This window comes from Anaerolineae bacterium (assembly GCA_011176535.1).
Lineage (GTDB): Bacteria > Chloroflexota > Anaerolineae > Anaerolineales > DRMV01 > DUEP01.
The window spans coordinates 1-10,430 of sequence record DUEP01000026.1; the positions used below are offsets into that span (position 1 = coordinate 1).

A 10,430-nucleotide genomic window follows, 5' to 3' on the forward strand; every position below is an offset into this window, starting at 1 on the left:
CCGGCCACGGTGGCCGAGCCGCCAAAGACGGCCACATCGCCGCGCACTAAGGCTCCCTGTTCGATAGTGACCGAACCGCCAAAGACGACCAGGTTGCCGTCCACGGTTTTGCCGGCGGCTAGGGTGAACGATTCGCCGAAGATCACCCGGCCTTGGCCGGGCCCGGCGGCGTAGGCGGGCGCGGGCCAGGCGAGAAACAGCAGGAGCACAAACGCCAACGCCATGGACAGGACGCGCAAACTTCCTTTGTTCATCGGGAACCTCCTGTTGGGTGGGTGAGCGAGAGGTCAGCCTCTCCAGGAGCGGGCCAGGGAGGGCCGGGCGCTCTGGAGGAGCAGCCAAGCCCAGAAGACCACCAGAGCGGCGCCGCTCAGGCTGCTTCCGGCCAGCAGCAAGGCGCTCAGCGGGCGTGGGAGCAGGTCGGCGAGGGCGCGCAGCAGAACCCAGAGGGCGTGAGCCTGCGCAGCCCAACGCACCCCGGCGATGAGCCGTCCCACGAGCCAGGTGAGCGGGGAGAGCCCCAGTAGGGCGCTCAGGAGCAGCGCGAGGATGGCCCCTGCCCCGGCAAGCAACCCGGCCACCCAGGCCTGCCGTCGGCGCCGACGCACCTGCGCGGCGCGATAGACCTGCCAGCGCGCCAGATACCCCGGGCGCGGGGCGGCTTCGGGGTAGTGGCTCAACCCCCGGCGCGCGGCCCGCCACCCCAGGTCCAGGGCCTGGCAGGGTGCGCATTGGGCCAGGTGACTTTCCAGGGCCGCGCGTTGCTCCGGGGTGAGGGCCTCTTGCTCCAGAATCCAGGTGGCATAGGGTTCATGCATGGGACGGCTCCTCGAGTGTGGCCAGTTCGGCGCGATAAGCCTGGGCCAGGGCTCGCCGGGCACGGAACAGGCGGCTCTTGACCGCGCTTTCGCTGAGGCGGAGGGCCTGGGCCATCTCGCGGTACGATGCGCCCTCCCAGTAGCGCAGCAGGATCAGCGCGCGTTCTAGGGGAGGGAGTTGCCCCACCAGCCGGCGGATGCGTTCCCGCTCCTCCTGGGCCAGGAGGTGTTCTTCGGGCGTGAGGGTCTCTGCCGGAAGCGCTTCGCTCCAGGGGGCCCTGGCTCGGCGACGGCGTAATCGGTCAATGGCGTGATGGGCCGCGATGCTCAGCAGCCAGGTGCGGAAAGAGCGTGATGGGTCGTATCTCTTCAGGTTCCGGTAAGCCCGCCAGAAGGCCTCTTGCGTGGCCTCCTCCGCTTCGTCGGGGTCCTCCAGCAGGCTCAGGCAAAGGGTGTACACCCGCCGGTAATAGCGCGCCACCAGCCTGTCGAAGGCTTCGGTATCGCCCTGACAGGCCCGGAGCACCTCGGCTTGCTCCTCAGGGGTGGACGCGGCGTGGGGTATGGACATCATGGCTCCGTGGAGAAGGATTTTCATAGTTTTCTACGCCCTTCGGCGGCAAAAGTTGCACGGAAGAGTGGCACCTGGGGAGGGTTATTGTACAATTTAACCGCCTGGAGCGGGGCTGTTTCTGGACCTTGTGAGACCTTCCCGCTCTCCGATTTGTCCCTCATCCCTTGCTGCATACTGACTCCGGAGAAAGCCCATGTCTCAGGTCTTCGTTTCCCATCACCCCCTCATTGAACACAAACTCACCCTCTTGCGGGATAAACGCATCGACTCTACCCGGTTTCGGCAACTGGTGCGCGAAATCGCCACGCTGCTCACTTATGAGGCCACCCGCGATCTGGCCACCGAGCCTCTGGAAGTGGAAACGCCCCTGATGAAGGCCCAGGGCGTGCAATTGCGGGATCGCATCGGTCTGGTGCCTATCCTGCGGGCCGGGCTGGGCATGGTGGAGGGCGTGTGGGCCCTGTTGCCCTCGGCGCAGGTGTGGCACATCGGCCTCTACCGCGATGAGCGTACCTTGAAGCCGGTGGAATATTACAACAAATTCCCCGTGGAGCCGACGGTGTCGCTGTGCCTGATTCTTGACCCCATGCTGGCCACCGGAGGCTCTGCCGTGGCCACGGCGGATATCCTCAAGCGCTGGGGCGTGAAGCGCATCAAGTTCGTCGGGCTGATCGGCGCGCCGGAAGGCATCGCGTTGATGCAAGAACGCCACCCGGACATCCCCATCCATCTGGCGGCGGTGGACGAGCGGCTCAACGAGCGCGGGTACATTCTGCCCGGCTTGGGTGATGCGGGAGACCGTCAGTTCGGCACGGGGTGAGAGGGTCTTAGGCGGCGAACCACCAATCCTCGCCCTCGATCAGCCCTTGCGCTTTCAGGCGCTGGCGGATCAGAGCCCGGGCCCCGGCGGCGCCCACGGCGGCCACCAGGGCGGGGTGGTGAGCCTCGGCCCACAACTTGGAGAGGGCTTCCGGCGCGTGGACGGGGAGGCCGTGGCGGGTGCGCCCGATTTTTCTGGGGTCGATGTCGATGTAAGCGCGCAGGGGCACGCCGAAGGACAGGAGCATCCGCCCTAAGCGGCGTCCGGTGGGCCCGGCGCCCCAGAGGAACACGGCATCCCGGTCGGTCAGCGGCCCGTGGGCCAGGTAGAAGGCCTTGGCCCGCTGCAAGTTCTCGGTGGTGCAGCGGGGGTCAATGCGCGTGAGGCGATTGGGCCGCTCGCGCCAGCGCAGCAGCACCTGAGGGATCTTGCCGAAGCGGGCGCCAGCCAGGTACAGGCGCAGCCACAAGTCGTAATCTTCCGGCCATCCGGGGTCACGATAGCCGCCCACGGAAAGCACCACCTCACGGCGGAAGACCACGCTGGGGTGGGTGAGGGGGCTTTCGACGAAGATTTCCCGCCGGATGGCCGCATCGTCGAGCAGGGCGTTTTGCCAGGCTAAGTAGCGCCGCAGGCCCTGCCCCACCCGGTGCGGGGGGAAGGGCTCCACCTGGCAGCCCACCACGGCCACCTGAGGATGCGCTTCCAGAAAGGACACCTGGGCAGCCAGCCGTTGGGGCAGGGCGATGTCGTCGGCGTCCATCCGGGCCACCAGGGGCGCGCGGCACAGGGCCAGGCCGGCCTGAAGGGCGGCGACCACCCCGTGATGAGGGCGACGCACTACCCGCAGCCGCGGCTCCCGCGTGGCCCAGGCCGCCAACAGGCGCGGGGTGCTGTCCGTGGAGCCGTCGTCGATGGCCACGATCTCGAAGTCCTGGAAGGTCTGCCGCCGCAGGCTTTCCAGGGCCTCGTGCAGCGTGTCTTCGGCGTTGAAGACGGGAAGCAGCACCGAGAGCCGGGGACGTTTGGCCTTCATCTTTCCCATGCCTCTTTGTCCTTTGCGGGTTTTCCGGATACAATGGGCGCACATGGGCGTCACGCCCTGGTGGCTGCGGCGCCTTTATGCCCCCCGCCATTTCTCCGTGGAAGGAGGGACCTATGACGACCATCACTTTTCAGGAATGGCTCCTCGTCGCAGCGAGTTTCCTGCCGCGCCTCATCATGGCGCTGGTGCTCTTCGTGGCCGGATTGGTGGTTTCGGGTTGGCTGGGAAAGGCTTTGGGCGTTTTGCTGCGCCGCCGTAAGACGGACCCGGAAGTGATCCTGCTTTTGCAGCAACTCACCCGCTGGGGGCTGATGGCCCTGTTCACTGTGGTGGCCTTGCAGCAGGTGGGCTTTGATATGACGGCCTTCCTCACCGGTTTGGGGGTGCTGGGCTTCACCGTGGGCTTTGCCATTCAGGATGTGAGCAAGAACTTCGTGGCTGGGGTTTTGCTGTTGTTGCAGCAGCCTTTTGACATCGGCGACGCCATCCAGGTGGGCGATTACGCCGGGGTGGTGTTGAACATCAACCTGCGGGCCACCGAGATGCGTACCTGGGACGGCCGGCGGGTCTACATCCCCAACGCCGATGTGTACACCCAGGCGATCATCAACTACACCCGCACCCAGGCCCGCCGCATCGAGATCACGGTGGGCGTGGCCTATGACACGGATCTGACCCAAGCCCGTGAGGCGGCGCTGGAAGCCGTGCGTTCGGTGCCCGGCGTGCAGGAGGACCCTGCTCCCACCGTCGTTTTCCACACCTTTGGCGAGTCCTCCATTGACTTTACCGTGTACTTCTGGATCGACCCCAAAGAGACCGGTCTTTGGGAGGCCAAGAGCGCCGCGGTCCAGGTTGTTCATCGGGTGTTCCAGGAGAAGGGCATCGAGATTCCCTTCCCCATCCGGACGGTGTATCTGCACCAGTGAGGCGACTTGAGCGGTAAAGCCGCTCAAGTCGTCTGTTCTTCTCGAAAGCCCGGCTCGTGGAACTTCTCCACCTGATAGGTCCATACCTGCAAGGGTTGGGTCAACCAGCAGTCGGCCGGGGCACCCATTTTGAGGCATAGATGGCTCAGGAAGGTGGCCGGGGTGGGCAACTGATCCCACACCTGAGGGAGGAAGGTGGCCTTGCGCCAGCCGTCGGAGAGCACCACGCCGTCCACATGGGGGCGCAGACGGCGCAGCAGGTCCTCGGGGCGCTCATAGGGCAGGGGCTCCGGCGGCGTGAGGTAGGAGACTTCCAGGCGAATATCATCCAACTCGTCGGGGGTCACCGGAGGGAAGCGCGGATCGTGCAGCGCAGCGGCAATGGCGTGCTCGCGCACATCTTCGGCCAGAGGCTGATGGGCCTCCAACGCGCCGATGCACCCCCGCAGCCGCCCATTTTTGGTGAGGGTGACGAAGGTGGCTCCCGGCTCTTTCAGGCGCGGGGGCAGGCTGTCCCAATCCAGGGGAGGCAGTTTGCGACCATGGACGCTATGCTCCAGGGCCTCGCGGGCCAAGCGCAGCAGGACCTGGCGTTCTTCCTCGCTCAAACGGGCCATGGTCTCACCTCCTGCGGGGGGTCAGCGGGCCAGGCGATGGTAATCGCGGTTGAAGTACACCAGGGGGAGGGCGGCGTGGCCTTTGCGTGCGGCCTGGACCGCGCCGATGACCAGAGTGTGGGTGCCCACCTCTAGCGTCTGGGCCACCCGGCAATCGAGATAGGCCAGCCCCTCGGCGAGCAGCGGCGCGCCGGTGACCAGGGTCAGGGTCTCCACACCGTGAAAGCGCTCCGGCCCCTCGACCTGACCGGCGAAACGCTCGGACAGGTCGGCCTGGTGTTCGGCCAGGATGGTCACGCCGAAGAAACCGGCTTCCAGCACGGCCTGGCGCGTTTGCGCGTCGCGCGCCAGGGAGACCAGAACGTAAGGCGGATCCAGGGAGACCGAGGTCAGCGAACTGACCGTCATGCCGTAGGGCTGTCCCTGGTAGAGGGTGCTGACCACGGTCACTCCGCTGGCCCAGCGACGCATGGCCTGACGCAGCGCCTCGGGCAAGGGAAGCGTCATGAGCAAAGCCTCCTGAGCGGGGGTGTGTTCATCTTAGCGCAGGTCGGGGAGGGCGTCAAGCGTTTGCGGATTTGGCTTTCTCGTTGTATACTCTTAGCAACTCACCCAGCAAAGCGGAGGTCGCAATGGAGGTCACCGTCTCGCGTGAAGCCCTGGCCCGTGGGTTGAACATCGTTTCTCGGGCCGTCGCCACCCGCAGCACGCTGCCCGTGCTGGCCAATGTGCTCCTGGCCACCGACGAGGGGCGTTTGCGTCTTTCGGCCACCAATCTGGAGATGGCGATCACGTGCTGGATTCCGGCCAAGGTGGCTGAGGAGGGGGCCATCACCGTCCCGGCGCGCACCTTCAACGACCTGGTGAGCACCTTCCCCAACGAAGGCGTGACCCTGAAGGTGGAGGAAGGCTCGGTAACCCTGGATGTGCGTTGCGCCTCCTCCCACACCGACATTCGGGGCATCGACGCCGATGAGTTCCCGCCCCTGCCGGTGCCCGATTTTAGCGACGGCGTGCGGCTGCTGGTGGAAGACTTCCGCGAGATGGTGCAACAGGTGGCCTTTGCCGCGTCCACCGACGATGCGCGGCCGGTGTTGACCGGCGTCCTGCTGCGGGTACGGGGGGATCAGATGACCCTGGCGGCCTCGGACGGCTATCGCCTTTCGGTGCGTTACGCCGATCTTCCCCAGCCTGCAGGCAGCGACCTGGAAGTCATCGTCCCTGCGCGGGCGTTGACGGAACTGGCGCGCATTGCCGACCCGGAGGGTGAGTTGGCGTTGGTGGCCCCGCCCGAGCGCGGGCAGATCATCTTTCGCGTGGGCGAGGCCGAGTTGGTTTCGCAACTCATCGACGGGGAGTATCCTGCCTTCGAGCAGATCATCCCGCGCAGTTATCACACCCGCACCGTGMTCTCCACCGAGGCYTTCCTCAAGGCCTGCAAGCAGGCGGAAATCTTCGCCCGCGAAGGAACCAACATCGTGCGCCTGGACATCACTCCCGGGGGCGACAAACCAGGCGRGTTGCGGGTCTCCTCTCAATCGGAGACCGGTTCCAGCGAGACYACCCTGCTGGCCACAGTGGAGGGTGACCCCATCGTCATYGCCTTCAATGTGCGCTTCCTGCGCGAGGCCCTGGAGGCGGTGAAGAGCCCCGAAGTGGCTTTGGAGACCACCGCCCCTGCCAGCCCCGGYGTGGTGCGCGCRGTGGGCGATGAACACTTYCTGCATGTGGTGATGCCCATGCATTTGTCCTGAAGCGCCCCCAACGGTTGCCCAGACAGCGGAGCAGCGCCAAGCTGGGCCAGGGCCTGACCTTGGCGCTGTTCGTGTGTTGCCCCATACCTTGTTAGGCTCCCCCTTGCCGCGGTAGGTTCCCATGACCCTTCCGAAAAGCGCCACCGATCCCCTGTGGCGGATCTACATCACCCTGGCCCGCTATCCCATCCTGCGCACGCGCATCCGGGCGCGCATGCGCCAGGAGTTGTTTCGGCGAGGGGTGATCACGCCCAAAGAGTTCGAGGCCCGGGTGCGGGAGGAGGCTATTCGCTCCCAGTACGCTGAAGGGCTGCAGGACCCTTATAGCGAGGAACCGGCCGAAATTTGGGAGACCCGTCTGGACCGGGTGCGCAGTCACCTCACCGATTTTTACTTCGCTTACAATCTGCCTTTCGATTTGTTCGAGGAGATTGTCCGCGGGGTGTTGGCCGAACGCGCCCCCCGGCCGGAGGAGATCGAAGTCGGCTTCAACCCCGAACTGGCCCCGCTGCCCATGCTCTTCGAGCAGGCCTATCACATCCTGAAAATGTCCCCGGAGCAGCGGGCCAAGCAGCAGGCGCGCCTCCAGGAGATTAAAGTGGTGCTCATCCGCACCCTGGTCAGCGACCAGTTGGACTATGTGAGCCTGGCTAAAGACTGGCTGACCGTGCAGGACCTGGATCAGATTCGCAAGCGCAAAATCGGGCCGGGGAAAATCGGCGGCAAGGCGGCCGGGATGTTGCTGGCTTACCGGATCCTTCAGTCCGAGGCCCCCGAGGAGGTGCGCTCGTTGATTCGCATCCCGGAGTCCTATTACCTGGGCGCCGATGTGATGTACACCTTCATGGTGCACAACGATTTGATGAAGTGGGCCGACCAGAAGTACAAAGACGAGGCCCAGATTCGCGCCGAGTTCCCCATGTTGCGTCAGGAGTACCTGCGGGGCACTTTCCCGCAGGACATCCTGGAGCGTTTCCGCGCTCTGTTGGTGGAACTGAGCAACCGCCCCATCATCGTGCGCTCCTCCAGTCTGTTGGAAGATAACTTCGGCACCTCTTTCGCCGGGAAGTACGAAAGTCACTTCTTGCCCAATCAGGGCAGCCTGGAAGAGAACCTGACGGCTTTCACCCGCGCCATTGCCAGCATCTATGCCAGCGCGTTGGGGCCGGACCCCTTGCTCTATCGGCGGGCCAAGGGGCTGTTGGATTACGATGAGCGCATCGCCATTCTCATCCAGGTGGTGGAAGGCGAACCCCACGAAGAGCAAGGCCTGTTCTATCCGCAAGCCGCGGGGGTGGCCTTCAGTTACAATCTGCTCGTTTGGGCGAGCAAAATCCGGCCTGAGGACGGCTTCCTACGCCTGGTGTACGGCCTGGGGACCCGCGCGGTAGATCGGGTGGGCAACGATTACCCCCGCCTGGTGGCCCTCAGCCATCCCACGCTGCGCCCCGAGGTCACCCCGAAAGCCATTCAGCACTATTCGCAGCATTATGTGGATGTGATCGACCTGAAGCGCAACGCTTTCCGCACCGTGCCGCTGGCCGAGGCAGTGGACCGGCGGGACCCCGGGCTGCGGTATGTGTTTTCTATGAACGCAGACGGGTATCTCACCGAGTTGCACACCGGTTTCATCCCGAAGAGCCAGACGGACCAGTTGGTGGTCACCTTTGACCAGTGGCTGCGGCGCACGACCTTTGCCGCCCACATGCGGCTCATTCTGAAGCGGTTGGAGCGGGCCTATCGCACGCCGGTGGATATGGAATTCGCGGCTCGGGTGGTGGACCCCGGCAGCCGTCAGCCGCGGGTGGAGATCACCATCCTGCAGTGTCGCCCGCAGAGCACTTTCAAGGGCAGTGCCATTGAGGTACCGCCGGATATCGCCCCCGAGGATATCGTGCTGGAGACCTACAACATCGTCCCCCACGGCCAGGTGGAGGGGATTCGCTATGTGCTTTTTGTCATTCCCGAGGGGTACTACACCCTGACCGCCCAGCGCTACCAACTGGTGCTGGCCATCGGGAAAGTCAATCTGGCCCTGGAAGGCACTCCGTTCATCTGTGTGGGGCCGGGCCGCTGGGGGTCGTCCAACCCCGAACTGGGCGTGCAGGTGGGCTACGCCGACATCTACAACACCCGCGCGTTGGTGGAGTTGGCCGGGGCCTCCATCGGGCCGGCGCCGGAGCCTTCTTTTGGCACCCATTTCTTCCAGGATTTGATGGAGGCCAACATCTACCCTCTGGCCGTGGATTTGGGCGATGAGCGCACGGTGTTCAACCGTGCTTTCTTCTACGAGACCCCCAACCGGCTGGCGGATTTTCTGGGTGAAACGCCACCCGATTGGCTGGAACGCACCCTGCGGGTCATCGCCGTGGAAGACTTCCGCCCCCAGGCCACCTTGAGCCTGGTGATGGAAGGCCGCAAGAAACACGCCGTGGCCTTTGTTCTTCCGGACGCCTCCGCAGAGGGGGACTGAAGGCCAGGCCGTCGAGCCTTTTCTTGAGGAGCCGGACATGCGCACAGGGAAGAAATTCGTCGCCGTAGCCGGAAACATCGGCGTCGGCAAATCCACCCTGGTGAAGTTGTTGAGCAAAAGGTTGGGCTGGCAGCCTTTCTACGAGCCGGTTACGGAAAACCCCTACCTGGCCAATTTCTACCGCGACATGCGCACCTGGGCCTTCCACTCCCAGATTTTCTTTCTGACTCACCGGCTGCGCATCCACCGCCGCCTGCTTAATCATCCCACCTCGGTCATTCAAGACCGCAGCGTGTACGAGGATGCTGAGATTTTTGCCGAGAACCTGTACCGCCAGGGCCTGATGGAGGAACGCGATTATCGCACCTACCGCGACCTGTACGAGGTGGTGGTGGATATTTTGCCTCCTCCGGATCTGGTCGTCTATTTGCGGGCTTCGGTGCCCACCCTGTTGCAGCGCATCGCCCTCCGGGGCCGGGACTATGAGCGGCACATCTCCGCCGAATATCTGGCCCAACTCAACACCCTGTATGAGGAATGGGTGCAGCGGTTTGCGTTGTGCCCCATCCTCACCGTCCCGGCCGACGATTTGGACTATGTGGCTCACCCGGCGCATCTCGACCTGATCGTGCACAAGGTGCAGGATAAACTGGCTGGCAAAGAGGAGGTGGTGTTCACCGCCGAGGAGGTGCGGAGGGTCAACGGCGCGGCGTAAAAAAGCCCTGACAGAAAGCCTGTCAGGGCTTTTTCGCCACCCCAGGGGGCGGTGGAGAGGGCAACGGGGCGTCGGGCGCCCCGTTGGGGTCGGTCACCTATTCCAGAACGAAGGTCTCGCCGGGGCGGAGCACCTGCGCCCTGGCTGTGGTTTCCTGCTCAACGCGTTGCGCCCACTGGGCGGGGTCCTGGGCGATGAGATCCCAGGTGCTGTAGTGGATGGGAATGACCACCTTGGGGCGCAGCAGTTTGACGGCCTTCAGCGCGTCCTCGGGCCCCATGGTGAAGTTGTCGCCAATGGGCAGCACGGCCAGGTCCAGCCCCTCGTCGCCGATGAGTTGCATATCGCCGAACAGACCGGTGTCCTGGGCTAGGTACACTTTCTTCCCGTCTTTGGTGGTGATGAGAATCCCCGCCGGGTTGCCGCCATAGGAGCCGTCGGGCAGAGCCGAGCCGTGCAGCGCCTGGGTCAGCTTGAGGTAGCCAAAGGGGTGGTGGAACCCACCGCCGATGTGCTGGGGATGGGTTTTCTCCACACCTTGCTGGTTGAGCCAGTTGCAGATCTCGAAGTTGCTGATGACCAACGCGCCGGTGCGCTGGGCCAGGGCCACCGTATCGCCAACATGGTCGCCGTGGCCGTGGCTGACCACGATAAAGTCGGCGTCCACGGCGTCGGCCGTGGTGCTGGC

General features: G+C 64.5%; 12 protein-coding genes. 5 read left to right on the plus strand and 7 right to left on the minus strand.

The window, feature by feature from the left end; genetic code table 11:
• The 3 genes from G4O04_04080 to G4O04_04090 form a co-directional block, all read right to left on the minus strand.
• The coding region (locus tag G4O04_04080) for a hypothetical protein (GenBank protein ID HEY57702.1) at positions 1 to 254 on the minus strand (254 nt) is incomplete at its 3' end.
• A gap of 33 nt (positions 255 to 287) precedes the next feature.
• The gene (locus tag G4O04_04085) at positions 288 to 818 is read right to left on the minus strand and encodes a zf-HC2 domain-containing protein (protein HEY57703.1); all 531 of its coding nucleotides are present in this window, start codon (positions 816 to 818) and stop codon (positions 288 to 290) included.
• Positions 811 to 1,416, minus strand: a complete 606-nt coding sequence (locus tag G4O04_04090; protein ID HEY57704.1) for a sigma-70 family RNA polymerase sigma factor — start codon at positions 1,414 to 1,416, stop codon at positions 811 to 813. Before G4O04_04090 ends, G4O04_04085 begins: the two co-directional genes overlap by 8 nt.
• A 169-nt stretch (positions 1,417 to 1,585) precedes the next feature.
• On the opposite strand from G4O04_04090, the gene upp reads away from it, so the two are divergent.
• Complete coding sequence (gene upp / locus G4O04_04095) at positions 1,586 to 2,212, plus strand: uracil phosphoribosyltransferase (GenBank protein HEY57705.1); 627 nt, start codon at positions 1,586 to 1,588, stop codon at positions 2,210 to 2,212.
• Positions 2,213 to 2,219: 7 nt separating this feature from the next.
• On the opposite strand, the gene G4O04_04100 is transcribed toward upp, so the two are convergent.
• Entirely contained in the window at positions 2,220 to 3,248 is a 1,029-nt protein-coding gene (locus G4O04_04100) for a glycosyltransferase (protein ID HEY57706.1), read from the minus strand.
• Between the two features lie 122 nt (positions 3,249 to 3,370).
• Between G4O04_04100 and G4O04_04105 the strand changes: the two genes are divergently transcribed.
• Entirely contained in the window at positions 3,371 to 4,183 is an 813-nt protein-coding gene (locus G4O04_04105) for a mechanosensitive ion channel (GenBank protein ID HEY57707.1), read from the plus strand.
• A 23-nt stretch (positions 4,184 to 4,206) separates the two neighbouring features.
• On the opposite strand, the gene amrA is transcribed toward G4O04_04105, so the two are convergent.
• Together amrA and G4O04_04115 are read right to left on the minus strand one after the other, a co-directional pair.
• The gene (amrA, locus tag G4O04_04110; GenBank protein HEY57708.1) at positions 4,207 to 4,800 is read right to left on the minus strand and encodes an AmmeMemoRadiSam system protein A; all 594 of its coding nucleotides are present in this window, start codon (positions 4,798 to 4,800) and stop codon (positions 4,207 to 4,209) included.
• Positions 4,801 to 4,821: 21 nt separating this feature from the next.
• Positions 4,822 to 5,307 carry a flavin reductase family protein gene (locus G4O04_04115; GenBank protein HEY57709.1) on the minus strand — a complete coding sequence of 162 codons (486 nt, stop codon included), beginning with the start codon at positions 5,305 to 5,307 and terminating at the stop codon, positions 4,822 to 4,824.
• 125 nt (positions 5,308 to 5,432) lie between these two features.
• Here G4O04_04115 and dnaN point away from each other — a divergent pair, with 125 nt between their 5' ends.
• The 3 genes from dnaN (at position 5,433) to G4O04_04130 (ending at position 9,742) form a co-directional block, all read left to right on the plus strand.
• Positions 5,433 to 6,554 carry a DNA polymerase III subunit beta gene (gene dnaN, locus G4O04_04120; GenBank protein HEY57710.1) on the plus strand — a complete coding sequence of 374 codons (1,122 nt, stop codon included), beginning with the start codon at positions 5,433 to 5,435 and terminating at the stop codon, positions 6,552 to 6,554.
• Between the two features lie 121 nt (positions 6,555 to 6,675).
• On the plus strand, positions 6,676 to 9,027 hold the full coding sequence (locus G4O04_04125) for a hypothetical protein (GenBank protein HEY57711.1): 2,352 nt from the start codon (positions 6,676 to 6,678) through the stop codon (positions 9,025 to 9,027).
• A 37-nt stretch (positions 9,028 to 9,064) separates the two neighbouring features.
• Positions 9,065 to 9,742, plus strand: a complete 678-nt coding sequence (locus G4O04_04130) for a deoxynucleoside kinase (GenBank protein ID HEY57712.1) — start codon at positions 9,065 to 9,067, stop codon at positions 9,740 to 9,742.
• 97 nt (positions 9,743 to 9,839) lie between these two features.
• Here the strand turns inward: G4O04_04130 and G4O04_04135 are convergent.
• On the minus strand, positions 9,840 to 10,430 hold a 591-nt coding region (locus G4O04_04135; protein ID HEY57713.1), incomplete at its 5' end, for a metal-dependent hydrolase.

Bases quoted from the DNA above. Each gene is read 5' to 3' on its own strand.
- G4O04_04085 (HEY57703.1), bottom strand. From the start codon at position 818: ATGCATGAACCCTATGCCACCTGGATTCTGGAGCAAGAGGCCCTCACC.
- G4O04_04090 (HEY57704.1), bottom strand. From the start codon at position 1,416: ATGAAAATCCTTCTCCACGGAGCCATGATGTCCATACCCCACGCCGCG.
- upp (HEY57705.1), top strand. From the start codon at position 1,586: ATGTCTCAGGTCTTCGTTTCCCATCACCCCCTCATTGAACACAAACTC.
- G4O04_04100 (HEY57706.1), bottom strand. From the start codon at position 3,248: ATGAAGGCCAAACGTCCCCGGCTCTCGGTGCTGCTTCCCGTCTTCAAC.
- G4O04_04105 (HEY57707.1), top strand. From the start codon at position 3,371: ATGACGACCATCACTTTTCAGGAATGGCTCCTCGTCGCAGCGAGTTTC.
- amrA (HEY57708.1), bottom strand. From the start codon at position 4,800: ATGGCCCGTTTGAGCGAGGAAGAACGCCAGGTCCTGCTGCGCTTGGCC.
- G4O04_04115 (HEY57709.1), bottom strand. From the start codon at position 5,307: ATGACGCTTCCCTTGCCCGAGGCGCTGCGTCAGGCCATGCGTCGCTGG.
- G4O04_04125 (HEY57711.1), top strand. From the start codon at position 6,676: ATGACCCTTCCGAAAAGCGCCACCGATCCCCTGTGGCGGATCTACATC.
- G4O04_04130 (HEY57712.1), top strand. From the start codon at position 9,065: ATGCGCACAGGGAAGAAATTCGTCGCCGTAGCCGGAAACATCGGCGTC.